Consider the following 20,214-nt stretch of genomic DNA (forward strand, 5'->3'; position numbering starts at 1 on the left):
ACGACCGCGACATTAACGCGGCGAGGAACATTCTCGCGGTCGGGCATGGCCGTCTACCTGTAGGAATCCCCGTCCTTATAGGGCGGGGAGGATGTCAAGGCAACACTCCTTCGACTTCCCCGTTCTGCTTGCGGGTCTAGCCACCGGAAGCAGGGCGCGGGTGCATCACCGCCCGCTGACGCTCTTGCTGGAGAAACTTCATGATGATCGGCGCGACGGCCTCGGCGCGGGTAATCAGGAACAAATGACCGTCGTCGATAATATGTAGCTGGGCGTTGGGAATTCGCCAGGCCAGCAGGCGCATGTTGATCAAGGGAATCAGCGGGTCGTCGTCGCCTGCCAGCACCAGGGTCGGTTGGCGGATCTTGTGCAGCCAATGGATGCTGGTCCAGCCAAGGCCGGCGAACAGCTGCCAGTAATAGCCCATCTTGCCGCCCGAGCGGACCTTGGCTGCATGGTGCAGGGCCAGGTCCGGGTCACGGCGAAAGGCGCCACCGTAGATCAGCGGCGCGATGCGGATGACATGCGATGGCTGCACGTAGCGCCGCGGGCTAGCCATCATCCACAGTACCTTGGGCTTGCCCGGCACCATGAAGGCCCCGGCGGCGGTGGCGGCCAGCACCAGCTTCTTGCAGCGCTCGGGATAGTCGTGGGCGAACTGCTGAGCCAGGGCGCCGCCCCAGGACACCCCGACGGCATCGACCTGGCCGTAGTCGAGGTAGTCGAGCATGCGCGCGGTGAGCTTGGCCAAGCCCGGAAAGCGATAGGGATGGCGTGGTGTCGATGAGCCACCGACCCCCGGCACATCGAATGCGATGACCTCTAGATCAGGGTCGAGCGCTTCGATGAAGGGAAACACCAACTCCAGGTTGGCGCCGATACCATTGAAGATCAGCAGTGGCGTCAGGTGGGGCTTGCCGGGACGTACGGCGGTGCGAATGGATTGGCCATCCAGTTCGACGGTCCTGAAAACATAGGGTTGCGGCATGCACATGACTCTGTGTTGGGTAAAGCGCCGTGGCGCCGTTAGGCCACCACGGCGGCAAGGCTCAACGTTCGTGAACGTAGGTCCCTGGCGCGGACTCGCCGACGGTATAGGTGCGGTTACCCAAACGTGTCGGCGCTTTCTTCAGCTCACCGGCGCGTTCGCTCAGCCAGGCCTGCCAGTGCAGCCACCAGGAGTCGACGTGCTTGACGGCGTTCTCCTGCCAGGCCATCGGGTCGCCTGGGCGGTCGACGCCGGTCATGAAGCGTGCCTTGGGGTTGCCTGGCGGGTTGAGGATGCTCTGGATGTGACCGCTGTTGGACAGCACGAACTCGATCTTGCCGCCAAACAGGTGTGCTGAGCGATAGCACGACGGCCACGGGGTGATGTGGTCGTTGGTGCCGGCCACGCTATAGATGTCGCATTGCACCTGCTTCAGGTCGATGGCGGTGCCGCAGACTTCCAGCGCGTTGGCACGGGTCAGCGGGTTGCTCTTGAACATCTCGATCAGGTCGCCGTGGAAAGCGGCGGGCAGGCGCGTAGTGTCGTTGTTCCAGAACAGGATATCGAACACCGGTGGTTCGTTGCCCAGCAGATAGTTGTTGACCCAGTAGTTCCAGATCAGGTCATTGGGCCGCATCCAGGCGAACACCTTGGCCATGTCGCTGCCTTCCAGGACGCCGGCCTGGTAAGAGTGGCGTTTGGCCGCTTCCAAGGTCTGTTCATCGACGAACAGTGCCACCTCGGTGTCGATCGTGGTATCGAGCACGCTCACCAGCAAGGTCAGGGCGTTGACCTTGTTCTCGCCCAGGGCGGCGTAGTGGCCGACCAGTGCGGTGCAGGTGATGCCGCCCGAGCATGCGCCGAGGATGTTCAGGTCCTTGCTGCCGGTGATCGCCAGCACGGCATCGACTGCCTCCTTGAGGGCATCGATGTAGGTCGACAGACCCCATTCCCGCTGGGCTTTGGTTGGGTTGCGCCAGCTGATCATGAAGGTCTGCTGGCTGGAGCGCAGACAAAAGCGCGTCAGGCTTTTTTCCGGGCTCAGGTCGAAGACATAGAACTTGTTGATTTGCGGTGGCACCACCAACAAGGGGCGCGAATGCACTTGTTCGGTGATCGGTCGATACTGGATCAGCTCCAGCACGTCGTTGCGGAACACCACCGAACCTTCACTGGTGCCCAGGTTCTTGCCGACCTCGAAGGCATCCATGTTCACCTGGCTGGGCATGCCACCGTTGTTGACCAGGTCCTTGGCCAGGTTGGACAGGCCATCGAGCAGGCTCTTGCCACCGGTCTCGAAGAAGCGCTTGACGGCGGCCGGGTTGGACAAGGTATTGGTCGGCGCCAAGGCTTCGGTCATCAGATTGATGACGAACTGGCCACGGCTGATGTCCTGGGGCGGTAGGTCGCTATTGCCAATCCAGTCATGCAGTTCCTTGCGCCAGGCCAGGTAGGTCTGCAGGTAGCGGCGGTACAGAGGGTTGTGTGCCCACGCCGGGTCGCTGAAACGGCGGTCGTCGCCGGCAGGCTGCAGGCTCGACTTGCCCAGCAGCACGTTTTTCAGCTCTATGCCGAAATGCGCCGCGTGCTTGGCACTCAAGAGGGGCTGGCGTACGGCCTGACGCAGCACGGTGCGTGCCGAGCTGAGCAGGTCCTTGCGGCGGATGCCGATGATCGGGTTCAGGCCGAGAGTGTTCGCCGAGGCCTGCCGCTGCAACTCATCGTTGTTCTTGTTACTCATCTACGACGCTCCGTTGTCCTGAGACGAGTACCGGTCGTTCTGCCCGGTACTGCTACTCGGGTTACCAGTGATAAGAAACAGCGGTGTTACTGAGGATTCCGTACAGGACGGCAGGTGATTCCAGTTCCATTGGTTACCCGACTTTGCTCGAATGCGCAAGACTGCCTGTCTGTAAGGCATTCAAACAAATGGCATTAGAAAATGCGCTCTAAATTGAGAAACTGTTGTTTCAGAGCATCAGTTTGACGACCGATTCGGACGGATCGCGGGCCTTTCCGGCCTTGTGTAGTTCGTCGAGGTATTCGGCCCACAACTGTTCCTGGCGCAGGCACAACTGTTCGAGGTATTCCCAGGTGAACAGGCCGCTGTCGTGGCCATCATCGAAGGTCAGCTTGAGCGCGTACTGGCCGGCTGGCTCCAGGCCGCTGAGGCCGACGTTGAGCTTGCCGTATTGCAGGATCGGGTTGCCGTGGCCCTGGACCTCGGCGGAGGGAGAGTGCACGCGCAGGAATTCGGCGGGCAAGTGGTACACCTCGCCGGGGGCGTAGGTCAGCGTGAGGGTTTTCGAGGCTTTGTGCAGGTTGATGGCGGTGGGCAGGCGGGCCATGGGGATCTCTCCTGAGCGTCAAGCTACAAGCTTCAAGCTACAGGAAGTGATATTCAAGCGACCGTGAACATTTTTTGGAATCGAAGCGCTGCAAGCGACGCAGCCCAGCTTGTCGCTTGCAGCTCGCAGCTTGCCGCTTACAGGATGTAACGCGACAGGTCTTCGTTCTGCGCCAGTTCACCCAGGTGGCCGTTGACGTAGGCGGCATCGATGCGGATCGGTGCTTCATCGTGGGCGCTGGCCAGGTCACCGGCACTGAACGACACCTCTTCGAGCAGGCGCTCGAGCAGGGTGTGCAGGCGGCGGGCACCGATGTTCTCGGTCTTTTCGTTGACCTGATAGGCGATTTCGGCCAGACGCTTGATGCCATCCTCGGCGAATTCGATGTTCAGGCCTTCGGTCTTGAGCAAGGCCTGGTACTGTTCGGTCAGCGAGGCGTGCGGCTCTTGCAGGATGCGCTCGAAGTCTTCCGGAGTCAGGGCCTTGAGCTCGACGCGGATCGGCAGGCGACCTTGCAGTTCGGGCACCAGGTCGCTCGGCTTGCTCAGGTGGAAAGCACCCGAAGCGATGAACAGGATGTGGTCGGTCTTGACCATGCCCAGCTTGGTGTTGACCGTGCAGCCTTCGATCAGTGGCAGCAGGTCACGCTGAACGCCCTCGCGGGAGACATCGGCGCCGCCGACGTTGCCACGCTTGGCCACCTTGTCGATCTCGTCGATGAACACGATGCCATGCTGCTCGACCGCTTCCAGGGCCTTGGCCTTGAGCTCCTCGTCGTTGACCAGGCGGCTGGCTTCTTCGTCGCGGACCATCTTCAGCGCATCCTTGACCTTGAGCTTGCGCGCCTTGCGCTTGCCCTTGCCCATGTTGGCGAACAGGCTCTGCAGCTGGTTGGTCATCTCTTCCATGCCGGGTGGCGCGGCGATCTCGACGCCGACGTTGTCGGCGACTTCGATTTCGATTTCCTTGTCGTCCAGCTGGCCTTCGCGCAGACGCTTGCGGAACAGCTGGCGGGTGTTGGAGTCGGTGCTGGTCTGCGCGGCTTCCTCGCTGAAGCTGCTGACCCGGGCCTGGGGCAGCAGGGCGTCGAGGATGCGGTCCTCGGCGGCGTCTTCGGCGCGGTGGCGCACGCGGATGATTTCCTGCTCACGCAGCATCTTCAGCGCTGCGTCGGCCAGATCGCGGATGATCGACTCGACGTCGCGACCGACGTAGCCGACTTCGGTGAACTTGGTCGCTTCGACCTTGAGGAAAGGTGCGTTGGCCAGTTTGGCCAGGCGACGGGCGATCTCGGTCTTGCCGACACCGGTGGGGCCGATCATCAGGATGTTCTTGGGGGTCACCTCGGCGCGCAGCTCGACGGGAAGCTGCATGCGCCGCCAGCGGTTGCGCAGGGCGATGGCCACGGCGCGCTTGGCGTCATCCTGGCCGATGATGTGGCGGTTGAGTTCGTGGACGATCTCGCGGGGGGTCATGGACATGATGAAAATGGTCCTCGAGCGGAGTATTCAGTGTGGAAAAGTCCCGCTGCGAGCGGGACGCCAAAACAACTGATTTACTCGGCCAGGTCCTGCTCCTCGATGGTCAGGTTGTGGTTGGTGAACACGCAGATGTCACCAGCGATGTTCAGGGCGGTTTCGGCGATTTCCCGAGCCGAGAGATCGGTCTTGTTCAAAAGGGCGCGGGCCGCGGCCTGGGCGTAAGCGCCACCGGAACCCATGGCGATCAGGCCGTCCTCGGGCTCGACCACGTCACCGTTGCCGGTGATGATCAGCGAGGCGTCCTTGTTGGCCACTGCCAGCATGGCTTCCAGACGGCTCAGGGAACGGTCGGTACGCCATTCCTTGGCCAGTTCGACGGCGGCACGGATCAGGTGGCCCTGGTGTTTCTCGAGCTGTCCTTCGAAACGTTCGAACAGGGTGAAGGCGTCGGCGGTGGCACCGGCGAAACCGGCGATGACCTGGCCGTGGTACAGGCGACGGACCTTCTTGGCGTTGCCTTTCATCACGGTGTTGCCGAGGGATACCTGGCCGTCGCCGCCCATGACGACTTTGCCGTTACGGCGGACAGAAACGATGGTGGTCAAGGGAGAGTCTCCACGCAGCGGGGCGAAAATGCCTGATGCAGACTCATATGGGGGGAGGGGGGAAGAGTTTCAAGCTTCAAGCTGCAAGCACCAAGAAAAAGCAGATCGGCGGGACCGGCTTCTTCTTGCGGCTTGCAGCTTGCCGCTTCCCTTCAAGCCTCGTGGCAGATGTGCCCATCGACCAAGGTATAGCGCACCGCGCCCGGTAGGCAGTGGCCGATGAACGGGCAGTTCTCGCCGCGTGACAGCCAGCGTTCGCCGGCCACGGTGGACGCTTTGGCATCGAACAGCACCAGATCGGCCGGGCCGCCGACCTTGAGCTCGCCCGCCGGCAGGCGCATGGCTGCAGCCGGGCCGCTGCTAAGGCGGGCCAGCAGGGTCGGCAGGTCGAGCAGGCCGTCCTCGACCAGGGTCATGGCCAGCGGCAGTAGCAGCTCGACACTGCTGATGCCAGGCTCGGTGGCGCCGAACGGCGCTAGCTTGGCATCGCGCTCGTGGGGCTGGTGATGGCTGGCGATCGCCTGGATCACACCTGACTTCACCGCTTCGCGCAAGCCGTCACGGTCGGCAGCGGTGCGCAGTGGCGGTTGCACGTGGTACAGGCTGGAGAACTCACGCAGCGACTCGTCGGTGAGAATCAACTGATACAGCGCCACGTCGGCGGTCACAGGCAGGCCCAGTTCCTGGGCCTGGGCGATCAGCCGTGCGCCGCGGGCGCTGGTGATCTGGGTGAAATGCGCGCGGACGCCGGTTTGTTCGACCAGCAGCAGATTGCGCGCCAAGGCCACGGTTTCGGCGGTTTCGGGGATGCCCGGCAAGCCGAGGAAGCTGGCCATGGCGCCTTCGTGGGCCAGGCCACCCTGGGCCAGGTCGCGGTCCTGGGAGTGGAACACCACGGTCAGGTCGAACGTGGCGGCGTACTCCAGGGCCCGGGCCAGGGTGCGGTTGTTGGGGATTTCCTTGAGGCCGTTGCCGAAGGCCACGCAGCCGGTATCGCGCAGGGCTACCAGTTCGGCCAACTGCTCGCCTTCCAGGCCCTTGGTCAGCGCGCCAATCGGGTAGACCTTGCTGTTGCCGGCCTCGCGGGCGCGGTCGAGGATCAGCTCCGCTACCGCCGAGGTGTCCAGGATCGGTTTGGTCTGCGGCGGGCAGCACAGGCTGGTGACACCGCCGGCCACGGCGGCCCGGGTTTCGCTGGCGATGGTGCCCTTGCGGCTGTAGCCGGGCTCGCGCAGCGACACGCCCAGGTCGACCAGGCCGGGGGCGGCGATCAGGCCACTGGCCTCGATCGTGCGATGGGCGCTGAAACCGGCCGGGGCGGCGCCGATAGCGGTAATACGACCGCCATCGAGGTGCAGGTCGGTGACTTGGTCCAGGCCGCTGTTGGGATCGATGACCCGGGCGCCGAGAATACTGATGTTCACTGGGCGTTCTCCTGGTCGAACTGACGTTGTGCGTTTTGCCCGCTCATGGCCATCGACAGTACCGCCATGCGCACGGCGATGCCGTAGGTGACCTGGTTGAGGATCACCGAGTGGGCGCCGTCGGCCACCGCCGATTCGATTTCCACGCCGCGGTTGATCGGGCCGGGGTGCATGACGATGGCATCGGGCTTGGCCGCGGCCAGACGTGCGGTAGTCAGGCCGAACAGGCGGTAGAACTCGCCCTCGCTGGGCAGCAGGCCACCGGCCATGCGCTCACGCTGCAGGCGCAGCATGATCACCACGTCGACATCCTTGAGGCCTTCGGCGAGGTCGGTGAATACCTTCACGCCGTACTGCTCGATGCCGATCGGGATCAGGGTCTTCGGCCCGATCACGCGGATGTCCGGGCAACCCAGTGCCTTGAGCGCCAGCATGTCGGAGCGCGCCACCCGCGAATGCAGAATATCGCCGACGATCGCCACCGATAGATTCTCGAAGCTGCCCTTGTGCCGGCGAATGGTCAGCATGTCCAGCATGCCCTGGGTCGGGTGCGCGTGACGACCGTCACCGCCGTTGATCACAGCTACGTCGGGGCACACGTGCTCGGCGATGAAGTGCGCGGCACCGGAGTCGGAGTGGCGCACGACGAACATGTCGGCGGCCATGGCCTCAAGGTTACGCAAGGTGTCGAACAGGGTCTCGCCCTTGCTGGTCGAGGAGGTCGATACGTTGAGGCTGATCACGTCGGCGGACAGGCGTTGGGCTGCCAGCTCGAAGGTGGTGCGGGTACGGGTCGAGTTCTCGAAGAACACGTTGCACACGGTCTTGCCGCGCAGCAGCGGGACTTTTTTCACGGCCCGGGCGCCGACTTCGAGGAACGAGTCGGCGGTGTCGAGGATCTCGGTGAGCAGTTCGCGGGGCAAACCGTCGAGCGAGAGGAAGTGGCGCAGCTGGCCCTGGTCATTGAGCTGCAGCGGGCGCTTGGCGTCGATTGGCGTCATCGCGGGGGACTCTTTCAAAGGGCGGAGGCAGAAGCGAGGTCCTGGCGCTCGAGTGCGAGCGGCGTGGGGCCGGTCAATTTTACCCGCTCATGGGCAGCCAGCGACAGGGTGGCACCCAGCACATTGGGACGGATCGGCAGCTCGCCGGCGTCCAGGTCGAGCAGGCAGACCAGCGTCACGCTGGCCGGGCGCCCGTAGTCGAACAGCTCGTTGAGCGCGGCGCGGATGGTGCGTCCGCTCATCAGTACGTCATCGACCAGCACCAGGTGCTGGCCTTCCACCTCGAACGGCAGTTCCGAAGGTTGTACCTGCGGGTGCAAACCGTTCTGGCTGAAGTCGTCACGGTAGAACGATACGTCGAGCACGCCCATCGGGCTGCTGTCGGCCATCTCCTGCTGCAGGGCCTGGGCGACCCAGACGCCGCCGGTGCGGATGCCTATATAGCGGGGTTCGCCGATGCCGCGGCGGGCCAGGTGGGCGCGAAGGTCGACGGCCATCTGCCGGATCAGCTCGGCGGGATTGGGTAGGCTCATTGCGTGCGGGCTCCAGTAAGTGGTCGCGCGCCGGGGTGGCCCGGCGCCAGCGGATTAAGTATTGGCCTCCAACCAGCCCTGCAGCAGCAGGGCGGCGGCGATGGCATCGACCGGATTGTCGCGATAGCTGCCGCGCTGGCCGCCCCGGGCCAGGCGTTCGCCCTTGGCCTCGAAGGTGGTCAGGCGTTCGTCGTGGGTATGTACCGGCAGGTTGAAGCGGCCGTTGAGGCGGCGGGCGAACTTTTCGGCGCGGGCGCTCATTTCGCTGGGAGTGCCGTCCATGTTCAGCGGCAGCCCGACGACGATGGCGTCGGGTTTCCATTCAGCGATGAGTTTTTCCACCTGGGCCCAGTCGGGCACGCCGTTCTGGGCCTTGAGCGTGCACAGCTCACGGGCCTGGCCGGTGACCACCTGGCCGACGGCCACGCCAATCTGTTTGCTGCCATAGTCGAAGCCCAGCAGTAGGCGCAGTTCGGCCATCAGGCGTGACCTGCCTGGCTGGTCAGCAGGCTCAGATTGATGCCCAGACTGGCGGCGGCGGCGTCGAGGCGGCGGTCGCTGGCCAGGTCGAAGATGATCTCGGGGTCGAACGGGCAGTTGAGCCAGGCGTTGTCGGCCAGCTCAGCCTCCAGCTGGCCGGCTTCCCAACCGGCGTAGCCGAGGGTGATCAGGCTCTGCTTGGGGCCTACGCCTTCGGCGATGGCGAACAGCACGTCCTGGGAGGTCGACAGCGACAGGCCCTGTAGCTCGATGGTGGCCTGGTAGGAGCACTCGCTGGTGTGCAGCACGAAACCACGATCGGTCTGCACCGGGCCTCCCTGGTAGATCGGCACTTGCAAGGTGCCGACCGGCGGTGCTTCGTCCGGACGCAACTGCTCGAGAATATCGCCGAGATTCAGTTCCTGGGGACGATTGATTACCAGGCCCATGGCGCCATTGGCGTTGTGCTCGACGATGTACGTGAGGGTCTGGGCGAAGTTCGGATCGGCCATGTGCGGCATGGCGATCAGGAACTGATGCTTGAGATAGCTCGGCGTGAGGGTTTTCATGGGAGATAGTGTGGCGCCAGGTGGCGAGGCTGACAAGGTGGTTGTGCGGCGTTCGGCGGGAGGTCTGCGGCGCTCGATCTCTGCCCCACCGCAAACCTCATCCCGAACGCCCCAACCATTCAATCAGTTGCTCGACAACCGGTCCCCCCGGGCAAAGCGCCAGGTGCGGATGATCTCCAGGCGGTCGAACTCGGCCAGGTCCCCGGTGAACGGCGCGAACGGTGCCGCCAGTCGCACGATGCGCTGCGCTGCCTGGTCGAGCACTGGCTGCCCGGACGATTCCAGCACCAGCACCTCGTACAACGAGCCGTCGCGGTTGATCGACACCATCATCCGCAGGTTGCCGTAGATCTGCTGGCGGCGAGCTTCATCCGGGTAGTTCAGGTTGCCCACCCGCTCGACCTTCTTGCGCCACTCTTCCTTGTACCAGGCGCCCTTGTCGCGCATGGTCGAGGCGGCATTGATGCGATGAATGCGCGGGCGTTTGGCATATAGCTGTTGCTCGTTGGAAAGCTCCGCCTCTAGGCTGGCGATCTGGCTGGACAGCTGCGAGCTGTCAAAATCCGGCGTCGCCGCCGGCTTGGGTTGCGGCTTGCTTTCCTTGGGCTTGGTCTCGACCTTGTGCGGTTTCGCCGCCTGGGTCACCACGGCGGATTTCTTCGGCGTTGGCGGCGGAGCGACCTCGGGTCTGGGGGCCGGCGGCGGGGTGACCTTGTTGATCTTGCTGTCCTGGAACGGCGCCACCTCGGTGGTCTTGGGCACTGCCTTCTTCTCCAGCGTGCCGCTACCCTGCTGGTTGTCCTGGGCCTGGAAATCGGCCTTCTCGGGCGGTTTCTCGCTCTTCAAGGTGGCCAGGGTGATGTCCATGGTGTGACGGACCTGCGCCGGCTTGACCACGGCGAAGCCGACGCCAAGGATCAATGCCAGATGCACCAGCGCCGCCAGAAACAAGGTAAAGCCCAGCCGGTCCACCGGGCGAACGCGGGGTGGCAGCAGGTCGGCGGGGATATCGGCAGGCAGCGTCATCGGGTATCCAGCAACCGCAGGGCGGGGCAGTAGCTCAATCGAAAAGGACCGGCATCATACCCCACTCTGCGGTTTTGCTCCGCGTCGGTGGTCAGCGCGCCTGGAGCTTGCGATCAATGGCATCCATCAGCTTGCCACCGATATCGGTGTTGTAGGCGGCGTCGATCTCGCGGATGCAGGTGGGGCTGGTCACGTTGATTTCGGTGAGGTAATCGCCGATCACGTCGAGGCCGACGAACAGCAGGCCCTTCTCGCGCAAGGTCGGGCCGACCTGGGCGGCGATCCAGCGGTCGCGCTCGGTCAGCGGGCGAGCCTCGCCGCGACCGCCGGCAGCCAGGTTGCCGCGGGTCTCGCCGCTGGCCGGGATGCGCGCCAGGCAGTAGTCGACCGGCTCGCCGTCGATCATCAGGATACGTTTGTCGCCGTCGACGATCTGCGGCAGGTAGGCCTGCGCCATGATCTGCTGGCCGCCATGCTGGGTCAGGGTTTCGAGAATCACCGAGAGGTTGGGGTCGCCTGGGCGGTGGCGGAATACCGAGGTGCCGCCCATGCCATCGAGCGGTTTGAGGATCACATCGCCATGGGTGGTCGCGAATTCACGCAGAATGTCGGCGCGGCGGCTGACCAGGGTCGGCGCCATGCACTGCGGGAACTGGGTGGCGAACAGCTTCTCGTTGCAGTCGCGCAAGCTCTGCGGGCGGTTGACCACCAGCACCCCTTCGCGTTCGGCTTGCTCCAGCAGGTAGGTGCTGTAGACGAACTCCATGTCGAAGGGTGGGTCCTTGCGCATGAGGATCGCGTCCAGATCGGCCAGGGCGGCGTCCTGCTCCTCGCCCAGCTCGAACCAGCGTTGCGGGTCGGCGAACACCTTGAGCGGACGCATCTGCGCGCGGGCCTGGCCGGCGCCCAGGTAAAGGTCGCGCTGTTCCATGTAGAACAGGCTCCAGCCACGGGCCTGGGCGGCCAGCAGCATGGCCAGCGAACTGTCCTTCTTGTAGGAGATGGACGCGATGGGGTCCATGACAATGCCGAGGCGAACGCTCATGGGGTGGTTCCTCTTGGCGGCGCACGGCCGCGATCGATCGAAAGAAAAGTGGCTCAGGGTGGCGCCGTGGACGCCTCGGGTCAAGGGGCGCGGCAGATGGAATGGCCCCTCGGAGTGTGCTAAAAATGCAGCTGCAGGCTCTCAACCGCAAGCCTCGAGACAAGGGCCAGCCAAGCCCGGTGTGCTTTTTCTTGCAGATTGTCGCTTGCACCTTGCCGCTTATATCCACTGGTAGGCCTCTATGGAACAACCCCTGAAGGTGATGGTGATCGATGATTCCCGCACGATCCGCCGCACCGCGCAGATGTTGCTCGGCGAAGCGGGCTGCGAAGTGATCACCGCCAGCGATGGTTTCGATGCCCTGGCCAAGATCGTCGACCACCAGCCTCGGATCATCTTCGTCGATGTGCTGATGCCACGCCTGGATGGGTATCAGACCTGCGCCGTGATCAAGCACAACAGTACCTTCAAGGATATCCCGGTGATTCTCCTGTCCTCACGCGATGGCCTGTTCGACAAGGCCCGTGGCCGGGTGGTCGGCGCCGACCGGTTCCTGACCAAGCCCTTCGGCAAGGAAGAGCTGCTCGATGCGATCAGGGCCCACGTACCCGGTTTCGTCGCTCACGAACAACACGCACCCTGACCGCGCCCGCCCTGGCGCGGCCACTTTTTGCCTGATGGGGAAACAGCATGGCCCGAATTCTGATTGTCGACGACTCGCCGACAGAGATGTACCGACTGACCGCATGGCTGGAAAAGCACGGCCACCAAGTGTTCAAGGCCAACAACGGTGCCGACGGCGTGGCCTTGGCCCGCCAGGAGAAACCCGATGCGGTGCTCATGGACATCGTCATGCCTGGCATGAACGGTTTCCAGGCCACCCGCCAATTGAGCAAGGATCCGGAAACCAGCGCCATACCGGTGATCGTGGTCACCACCAAGGACCAGGAAACCGATCGCATCTGGGCCACGCGCCAGGGCGCCCGGGTATTCTTGACCAAACCGGTGGAAGAGGATGCGCTGATCGCCAAGCTCAAAGAGGTGCTGGGCGCTTGACCACCCGCCCCCAAGGCGCGTCGCTGACCGCCTTCGAGCTGTTGCTGGACATCGATCGGCGTTGTCGCCTGCTGGTGGCCGACCAGCCGCCCCAGGACACTCGGATGCAGAGCTGGAGCGGCATTGGTTTTCGTGTCGCCGGACAGTGGTTCGTCGCGCCCATGGGCGAGGTCGCCGAGGTCCTGCGCGAGCCGCGCAGCAGTCGGGTGCCAGGCGTGCAGCCCTGGGTCTGCGGGGTAGCCAACTTGCGTGGGCGATTGCTGCCGGTGATGGACCTGAGCAGTTTCTTCGGCCTTGGTCCGGCGGCGCCGGGCAAGCAGCGGCGGGTGTTGGTACTGGATCACGAAGATTTGTTCGTCGGCCTGCTGGTCGACGAGGTGCTGGGTCTGCAGCACTTCGCCCTCAGCAGCCTTGAGTTATCGCCCCCGCAGCCACTGCTGCGGGCTGCCGCACGCTTCGTCCAGGGCCACTTCGCCCGCGAGCGCAACTGGGCGATCTTCAGCCCCTTCGCCCTGGCCCAGGCCCCGGGCTTTCTCGACGTGGCGCTATAGGACCTACCAACGTGAACAAGCCGGCCCCCACCGTCGTCGCGCCCTCAGGCATGACCCCGCGCACACGCAGCATCGCGCAGATCACCGTATTGTTCGTGATCCTGATCCTGTCGATCATCCTGCTGTTCGCCAACTTCGCCTATCTCAACACCCAGTCCAATCACGACAAGCAGTACATCGGCCATGCCGGCGAACTACGGGTGTTGTCCCAACGCATCGCCAAGAACGCCACCGAGGCGGCAGCCGGCAAGTCTCTGGCGTTCCGCTTGCTGTCCGATGCGCGCAACGATTTCGAGCGGCGCTGGGGCTATCTGCGCGAAGGCGACAAGTCCACGGGCCTGCCGGCGGCGCCGCCTGCGGTTCGTGATGAGATGGAAGCGGTGGGCCGGGACTGGGAGAACCTGCGCAAGAACACCGACACCATTCTCGCCAGCGAACAGACCGTGCTGTCACTGCACCAGGTGGCCGCGACCCTGGCCGAGACGGTGCCGCAGTTGCAGGTCGAGTACGAAAAGGTGGTGGAGATCCTCTTGCAGAGCGGTGCTCCTGCCAGCCAGGTGGCGGTCGCCCAGCGTCAGTTGCTGCTGGCCGAGCGTATTCTCGGCTCGGTCAACACCGTGCTCGCAGGCGATGACAGCGCCGCCCAGGCTGCCGATGCCTTCGGGCGTGACGCCAGCCGCTTCGGTCAGGTGCTCGATGGCATGCTCAACGGCAATGCGGCCATCCAGGTGAGCCGGGTGGCGGATGCCGATGCGCGGGCGCGTCTGAGCGAGATCGCCGAGTTGTTCCAGTTCGTCGCAGGCTCGGTGGACGAGATCCTCGAGACCTCGCCGGAACTGTTCCGCGTGCGTGAGGCGGCCGGCAACATCTTCAGCCTGTCGCAAACCCTGCTCGACGAGGCCTCGCACCTGGCCAACGGCTTCGAGAACCTGGCCGGTGGGCGCACTCTCGACACCGTCGGCGGCTATGCCCTGGGTCTGCTGGCCCTGGCCTCGATCATCCTCATCGGCTTGGTGATGGTGCGCGCCACCCACCGCCAACTGCGCGAAACCGCCGAGAAGAACGAACGCAATCAGCAAGCGATCATGCGCCTGCTCGACGAAATCGAAGAACTGGCCGATGGCGACCTGACGGTGACGGTGTCGGTGACCGAGGACTTCACCGGCGCCATCGCCGACTCGATCAACTACTCGGTCGACCAGTTGCGCGATCTGGTCGCCACCATCAACCACAGTGCCGTGCAGGTCGCCGCCGCCGTGCAGGATACGCAGAACACCGCCCGCCAGTTGGCCAAGGCGTCCGAGCACCAGGCCGAGCAGATCAGCGAAGCCTCCGAGGCGGTGGGCGACATGGTCGAGTCGATCGACCGGGTCTCGGCGCACGCCTACGAGTCGGCCAAGGTCGCCGAGCGCTCGGTGGCCATCGCCAACAAGGGTAACGAGGTGGTGCACAACACCATCAACGGCATGGACAACATCCGCGAACAGATCCAGGACACGGCCAAGCGCATCAAGCGCCTGGGTGAATCCTCCCAGGAGATCGGCGATATCGTCAGCCTGATCGACGACATCGCCGATCAGACCAACATCCTCGCCCTCAACGCGGCAATCCAGGCCTCCCTGGCCGGCGAAGCCGGGCGCGGTTTTGCCGTGGTCGCCGACGAGGTGCAGCGCCTGGCCGAGCGTTCGTCCTCGGCCACGCGGCAGATCGAGGCGCTGGTGCGCACCATTCAGGCCGACACCAACGAGGCGGTGATCTCCATGGAGCAGACCACCGCCGAGGTGGTGCGTGGCGCGCGGTTGGCCCAGGACGCCGGGGTGGCCTTGGCCGAGATCGAGGGCGTGTCGCAGAACCTGGCCGAGCTGATCCACAGCATTTCCGACGCCGCGCAATTGCAGACTTCCTCGGCCGGGCAGATTTCCCACACCATGGCGGTGATCCAGCAAATCACCGCGCAGACCTCGGCCGGCTCTGGCGCCACTGCCGACAGCATCCGCCACCTGGCACGCATGGCCAGCGAGATGCGCCGTTCGGTGTCCGGTTTCACCTTGCCCCCGCCGCCCGAGCCCCGTTGAGGAGTCGCCCATGGCTGTCGCCGCTGTAAGCCTCGAGCGTCACGAAACGGTCGCCCTGGCCTGGACCAAGGATGCCCTCCTCGACTGCCTGGGGCAGGCCCGCCAGGCCTTGGAACGCTTTGCCGCTGATACCGGCGATCTGTCCATGCTGGCGTTCGTGGTGGACAACCTGCATCAGGTGCAGGGTTGCCTGCGGATGCTCGAGCTGCAGGGTGCCGCGCGCCTGGCCGACGAACTGGAGCAGCTCGCCCGGGCACTGGCAGATGGCCGGGTCAGCCCGCGTGGCGATTGCCTGGGGGCATTGTTTCGAGGCCTGGAGCAACTGCCGGCCTATCTGCAGCGACTGCGCGGGGCGCGCCACGACCTGCCTCTGGTGATGCTGCCGTTGATCAACCAGCTCAGGTCCTGCCGCGGCGTCGAGCCGATGGCCCAGGGCAGTCTGGTCGGCGAGGCCGCGCAACGCCTGGCTGGCGAGGATGACCTGGCCGACCTCGACCTGTCGCTGGGTGCCTGGCGTGAACAACTGCAGGCCGGACCCGGGCGTGATGCGTTGCGCTCGGTGGTGGTGGCGTTGTGCGACGATCTGATGCGCATCAAGGAGCGCCTCGACCAGCAACCCGCGCAGCTGGAGCAACTGCTGGCACCGCTGCGCCACGTTGCCGATACCCTGGCGGTACTGGGCTTCCAGCAACCGCGGCGGGTGATCATCGACCAGGTGTTGGCCTTGCAGGCGCTGGCCCAAACCGAACGCGAGCCCGGCGATGCGGTGCTGATGGACGTGGCGGGGGCGCTGCTCTACGTCGAAGCCACCCTCAACGGCATGGTCGGCCAGATGGAGCAGACTGGCCAAGGCAACCTGCCGGGCTCGGATTTGGTCGAGATCCGCCAGGTGGTGCTGGAAGAAGCGCTGGCCGTGCTGCATCAGGCCAAGGAGTTGATCGGCGATTGCCTGGAGTCCGGCTGGCCGCGCGAGCGCCTGCTGGCGCTACCGGGTTTGTTGCAGCAGGTGCGCGGAGCCCTGACGATGTTGATGCTGCCGGCTGCAGCGGAGCTGTTTGGCGGCTGCGCGTCCTGCGTGCAGGGCTGGTTGCAGCACCTCGAGGAGGAGCCGCCGGACGACGAGCTGACCCACTTGGCCGAGGCTCTCAGTGCCGGTGAGTGCTACCTGCAGTGGCGCGTCGCCGACCCCCTGGCCGATGGCCAGCCGTTCGTCGAGCGGGCTCGTGTCAGCCTGGCGGCCCTGGGCGTGCCGTGTCTGGTCGACAGCTCGATCGCCTTGCCGGCAGCGGGCAAGATCGCCACGCCGGATGCGCCAGAGCCGAGCGCCTCGATCGATGGGTTGGACCGGCAGTTGCTGGACATTTTCCGGCATGAGGCGCTGGGTCACCTGGCCAGTGTCGAGGCGTTCCTCGCCCAGGCCCACGGTGACGATGCTGCGGTCGACGATAGCCTGCAGCGTGCCCTGCACACGCTCAAGGGTAGCGCCGGCATGGCTGGGGTTTTGCCGATCGCCGAGTTGGCGGCCGCCTTCGACCGCTTGGTGCGGGAATATCGCAGCCACCAGGTGACATTGCACCAGGGCGAGCTCAAGTACTTGGCGGTGGCGCTCGATCTGTTCCAGGCTGGCCTGGAGCAACTGCACGTCACACCGTTGGCGCCGATTCCTGGGGCCGCCGAGTTGATCGAGCAGGTCGACCGGGCCCTGGAGGCGCACTTCGGTACGTCTACCGAAACCCGTACCGAGAAGCGCCGTCGCGACCCGCAGCAGACGGCACGATTCCTTGGCCAGGCCATGGACATCCTTCTCGATGCCGAATCACTGTTGTCCGATTGGCAGGAGCAACCCGGCCAACGCCAGGCACTGGAGCCGCTGCTGGAGCAGTTGACGACCTTGGGGCATGCGGCTCACCTGGCCGATCTGTGGGCGATGGATGAAGTCTGCGAAGCGTTGCTCGACCTCTATGGCGCGGTGGAAGAGGGCAGCCTGGCCGCCGACGCTCGGTTCTTCGCCCAGGCCCAGCAAGCGCACGAGACACTGATCGACATGCTCGACGAGCTGGCTGCCGGTCAGGAGCCGACGATGCGCAGGGCCACTGTAGAGGCCCTGCGCGGGCTGCTCGACGAGGGGTTGGCGCCAGATGCGATGGGCGTGGTCGGTGCGACTGGCGTGACTTCGCTCGACCCCATCGATGGCGTTGCCCAAGTCATTGACGAGGACCCGCAGAATCCAGGTGACAAGGCGTTGATGGATGTCTTCCTGGAAGAGAGCGCCGACATCGTGGAGAGCGCCGCGAGTGCGCTGGCGCGTTGGCAGGCCGACCCACGCAATGGCGCCGAGGTAGAGAACCTCATGCGCGACCTGCACACCCTCAAAGGCGTGGCGCGCATGGTCGAGATCAGCGCCATTGGCGATCTTGCCCACGAACTGGAGTTTCTCTACGAGCTGCTGGCGGCGGGTCGCCTGCCGCCGACCCCGGCGCTGTTCTCGTTGCTGCAGAACTGCCATGACCGCCTGGCGCACATGCTCGATGCTGTGCGCCTGGGGCAGCCGTTACACGCTGCCACGGCGCTGATCGACTACATCCGCAACTTCAGCAGCGCCGCCCTGGCCGACAGCGTGGCGGCCCAGGCACCGACCGAGGCGGCACCTGCCGAAGCCCCGACGACATCGCCCGAGCGCGCGGCCGGTGACATGGTCAAGGTCGATGCCGAGTTGCTCGACGATCTGGGCAACCTGGCTGGTGAGCACTCGGTGATTCGCGGGCGCATCGAGCAGCAGGTCAACGATGCGCAGTTCGCCCTCAGCGAAATGGATACCACCCTCGAGCGCATGCGCGACCAGCTGCTGCGCCTGGACATCGAGACCCAAGGCCGCATCACCAGCCGTCAGCCCTTCGAAAGCGATGCCTACGAAGACTTCGACCCGTTGGAGATGGATCGCCATTCGCAGTTGCAGCAATTGTCGCGGGCACTGTTCGAGTCGGCGTCTGACCTTATCGAACTGAAGGAAACCCTGGCTCAGCGCGCTCAGGAAACACAAGGCCTGTTGCAGCAGCAGGCGCGGGTCAACAGCCAGTTGCAGGAGGGCCTGACCGCCACCTTGATGGTGCCGTTCGAGCGCCTGGTCCCGCGCCTGCAGCGGGTGGTGCGGCAGGTGGCCAGCGAGCTGGGCAAGCAGGTCGAACTGGTGGTCGGCAACGCCGAGGGCGAGCTGGACCGCAGCGTGCTCGAACGCATGGTCGCGCCCCTCGAACACATGCTGCGCAATGCCGTCGACCATGGCCTGGAGTCGCGACAGGCGCGCTTGGCGGCGGGCAAGCCGGAGCAGGGCACCATCCACTTGAACCTGCTGCACGAGGGCGCCGACATCGTCATCGAGATGATCGACGATGGCGCCGGCGTGCCGCTGGAGGCCGTGCGCCGCAAGGCGATCAAGCGTGGCCTGCTGGATCCGGCGGCGCAGCTGAGTGACCACGAGATCCTTCAGTTCATCCTGCGCCCAGGCTTCTCCACCGCGGAGAAGATCACCCAGATCTCCGGTCGTGGTCTGGGCATGGACGTGGTGCACGAGGAGGTCAAGCAACTGGGCGGCTCGATGACCATCGAGTCGGCCCAGGGCAAGGGGGCGCGCTTTCTGATTCGCCTGCCGTTCACGGTTTCGATCAACCGTGCCGTGATGGTGCACCTGGGCGAAGAGCAATACGCCATCCCGCTCAACACCATCGAGGGCATCGTGCGGGTGCCGCCTGGCGAGCTCGAAGCCTGCTACCAGCTGGACTCGCCGCGCTACACCTACGCCGGTTACGAGTACCAGCTGCGTTACCTGGGCGAGCTGGTGCAGGGTGTGCCTAGGCCGACCCTGTTGGGCCAGCGCGTGCCATTGCCGGTGCTGCTGGTGCATTCCCAGGAGCAGTCGTTCGCCATCCAGGTCGACAGCCTGTCACCGAGCCGGGAAATCGTGGTCAAGAGTCTGGGGCCGCAGTTCGCTGCCGTTGCCGGGTTGTCTGGCGCGACCTTGCTGGGGGATGGTCGGGTGGTGCTGATTCTCGACCTGCTCGGTCAGTTGCGTGGCCAGCAGCGCCGGCTGGCACGCCTGCCCGGTGGCAGCGGGGTGCAGCGCACGCTGTTCGGGCCGGCGCCACGGCGGCCGTTGTTGGTGATGGTGGTGGATGACTCGGTGACCGTGCGCAAGGTCACCAGCCGGCTGCTCGAGCGCCATGGCATGAGCGTGCTGACGGCCAAGGACGGCGTCGACGCCATGGCGCAATTGGATGTCCATCGCCCCGATATACTGCTGCTGGATATCGAGATGCCGCGCATGGACGGCTTCGAGGTGGCGACGCGCATTCGTGGTGATGCCCGCCTCAAGGACCTGCCGATCATCATGATCACCTCGCGTACCGGCCAGAAGCACCGTGAGCGGGCCATGGCCATCGGCGTCAACGACTACCTCGGCAAGCCCTACCAGGAATCGGTGCTGTTGCAGAGCATCGCCCATTGGAGTCAGCAGCATGCTTGAAATGATCGCCGGTCAGCGCAGCACCCTCACCGGTCTGTTGCTGCCGCTGGGTGACCGCACTCTGGTATTGCCGAACGTCGCCGTGGCCGAGTTGATCGGCCAGCGCAATCTGGCATGCCAGCCAGGGCAGCCGGCCTGGCACCTGGGCTGGATCGACTGGCGGCAGCAGCGCCTGCCGCTGATCGGTTTCGAAACCGCATGCGGTGGCGAGACGCCTTGCGGCGAGCGGGCCCGTATCGTCGTGCTCAATGCCCTGGGCGACACGGGACTGCGCTACCTGGCCGTGCTACTGCAGGACATCCCGCGCTCGTGCAAACTCGACAGCCAGCTCAACTATGTGGATGTGGCGTTGGGCAGCCTTGAGCTGGCGGCGGTGCAGGTGGGCGACCAGATTGCGCGAGTGCCGGATCTGGTGGGCTTGGAAAGATTGGTGCGTGACGCGGATCTGCAATCTGGGTTTGGGTAGGATGGGGTCTGTGCGGGCCTCTTCGCGGGCACGCTCCATGTCAGGAA

The 20,214-nt window shown here is 64.8% G+C and carries 18 protein-coding genes; 6 read left to right on the plus strand and 12 right to left on the minus strand.

The genetic code is table 11. From position 1 onward, the window contains the following. Positions 1 to 136: 136 nt before the first annotated feature. The 12 genes from phaZ to gshB form a co-directional block, all read right to left on the minus strand. Positions 137 to 988, minus strand: a complete 852-nt coding sequence (phaZ, locus tag KY379_RS12140) for a poly(3-hydroxyalkanoate) depolymerase (protein WP_133324846.1) — start codon at positions 986 to 988, stop codon at positions 137 to 139. Between the two features lie 61 nt (positions 989 to 1,049). Next, complete coding sequence (gene phaC, locus KY379_RS12145; protein WP_261238758.1) at positions 1,050 to 2,729, minus strand: class II poly(R)-hydroxyalkanoic acid synthase; 1,680 nt, start codon at positions 2,727 to 2,729, stop codon at positions 1,050 to 1,052. Between the two features lie 229 nt (positions 2,730 to 2,958). Continuing rightward, entirely contained in the window at positions 2,959 to 3,336 is a 378-nt protein-coding gene (locus KY379_RS12150; protein ID WP_261238759.1) for a DUF971 domain-containing protein, read from the minus strand. A gap of 137 nt (positions 3,337 to 3,473) precedes the next feature. Beyond that, positions 3,474 to 4,817: an ATP-dependent protease ATPase subunit HslU gene (gene hslU / locus KY379_RS12155; protein WP_133324840.1), complete on the minus strand. Its 1,344-nt coding sequence runs from the start codon at positions 4,815 to 4,817 to the stop codon at positions 3,474 to 3,476. A gap of 74 nt (positions 4,818 to 4,891) precedes the next feature. After that, positions 4,892 to 5,422: an ATP-dependent protease subunit HslV gene (gene hslV, locus KY379_RS12160; protein WP_023533032.1), complete on the minus strand. Its 531-nt coding sequence runs from the start codon at positions 5,420 to 5,422 to the stop codon at positions 4,892 to 4,894. Between the two features lie 152 nt (positions 5,423 to 5,574). Next, positions 5,575 to 6,846, minus strand: coding sequence for a dihydroorotase (locus KY379_RS12165; RefSeq protein ID WP_133324838.1), 1,272 nt, complete (start codon positions 6,844 to 6,846; stop codon positions 5,575 to 5,577). Next, positions 6,843 to 7,847, minus strand: coding sequence for an aspartate carbamoyltransferase catalytic subunit (locus tag KY379_RS12170; RefSeq protein ID WP_133324836.1), 1,005 nt, complete (start codon positions 7,845 to 7,847; stop codon positions 6,843 to 6,845). The genes KY379_RS12165 and KY379_RS12170 overlap by 4 nt, the downstream gene beginning before the upstream one ends. Before the next feature lie 14 nt (positions 7,848 to 7,861). Beyond that, positions 7,862 to 8,380, minus strand: coding sequence for a bifunctional pyr operon transcriptional regulator/uracil phosphoribosyltransferase PyrR (gene pyrR, locus KY379_RS12175; RefSeq protein ID WP_133324834.1), 519 nt, complete (start codon positions 8,378 to 8,380; stop codon positions 7,862 to 7,864). Between the two features lie 54 nt (positions 8,381 to 8,434). Further along, positions 8,435 to 8,860 (minus strand): Holliday junction resolvase RuvX, encoded by a 426-nt coding sequence (gene ruvX / locus KY379_RS12180; protein WP_054900324.1) that lies wholly within the window; start codon positions 8,858 to 8,860, stop codon positions 8,435 to 8,437. Next, positions 8,860 to 9,429: a YqgE/AlgH family protein gene (locus tag KY379_RS12185; protein ID WP_133324832.1), complete on the minus strand. Its 570-nt coding sequence runs from the start codon at positions 9,427 to 9,429 to the stop codon at positions 8,860 to 8,862. The genes ruvX and KY379_RS12185 overlap by 1 nt, the downstream gene beginning before the upstream one ends. Before the next feature lie 123 nt (positions 9,430 to 9,552). Next, positions 9,553 to 10,455: an energy transducer TonB gene (locus KY379_RS12190; protein WP_261238761.1), complete on the minus strand. Its 903-nt coding sequence runs from the start codon at positions 10,453 to 10,455 to the stop codon at positions 9,553 to 9,555. 91 nt (positions 10,456 to 10,546) lie between these two features. Beyond that, positions 10,547 to 11,500 (minus strand): glutathione synthase, encoded by a 954-nt coding sequence (gene gshB / locus KY379_RS12195; RefSeq protein WP_133324828.1) that lies wholly within the window; start codon positions 11,498 to 11,500, stop codon positions 10,547 to 10,549. A 241-nt stretch (positions 11,501 to 11,741) separates the two neighbouring features. Between gshB and KY379_RS12200 the strand changes: the two genes are divergently transcribed. From KY379_RS12200 to KY379_RS12225, 6 genes are read left to right on the plus strand one after another with little or no spacing between them, the layout of a single operon-like run. Further along, positions 11,742 to 12,143, plus strand: coding sequence for a PleD family two-component system response regulator (locus KY379_RS12200; RefSeq protein WP_133324826.1), 402 nt, complete (start codon positions 11,742 to 11,744; stop codon positions 12,141 to 12,143). A 47-nt stretch (positions 12,144 to 12,190) separates the two neighbouring features. Continuing rightward, the gene (gene pilH / locus KY379_RS12205; RefSeq protein ID WP_133324824.1) at positions 12,191 to 12,556 is read left to right on the plus strand and encodes a twitching motility response regulator PilH; all 366 of its coding nucleotides are present in this window, start codon (positions 12,191 to 12,193) and stop codon (positions 12,554 to 12,556) included. Then, complete coding sequence (locus tag KY379_RS12210) at positions 12,553 to 13,107, plus strand: chemotaxis protein CheW (protein WP_133324822.1); 555 nt, start codon at positions 12,553 to 12,555, stop codon at positions 13,105 to 13,107. Before pilH ends, KY379_RS12210 begins: the two co-directional genes overlap by 4 nt. A gap of 50 nt (positions 13,108 to 13,157) precedes the next feature. Continuing rightward, a complete protein-coding gene (locus KY379_RS12215) occupies positions 13,158 to 15,182 on the plus strand; it encodes a methyl-accepting chemotaxis protein (protein WP_230385187.1) in 2,025 nt (674 codons plus the stop codon). A gap of 10 nt (positions 15,183 to 15,192) precedes the next feature. Further along, positions 15,193 to 19,701, plus strand: coding sequence for an Hpt domain-containing protein (locus KY379_RS12220; RefSeq protein ID WP_261238764.1), 4,509 nt, complete (start codon positions 15,193 to 15,195; stop codon positions 19,699 to 19,701). After that, entirely contained in the window at positions 19,694 to 20,167 is a 474-nt protein-coding gene (locus tag KY379_RS12225) for a chemotaxis protein CheW (protein WP_133324816.1), read from the plus strand. Before KY379_RS12220 ends, KY379_RS12225 begins: the two co-directional genes overlap by 8 nt. Positions 20,168 to 20,214 lie beyond the last annotated feature (47 nt).

Source organism: Pseudomonas sp. HD6422 (assembly GCF_025377065.1).
GTDB lineage: Bacteria > Pseudomonadota > Gammaproteobacteria > Pseudomonadales > Pseudomonadaceae > Aquipseudomonas > Aquipseudomonas putida_U.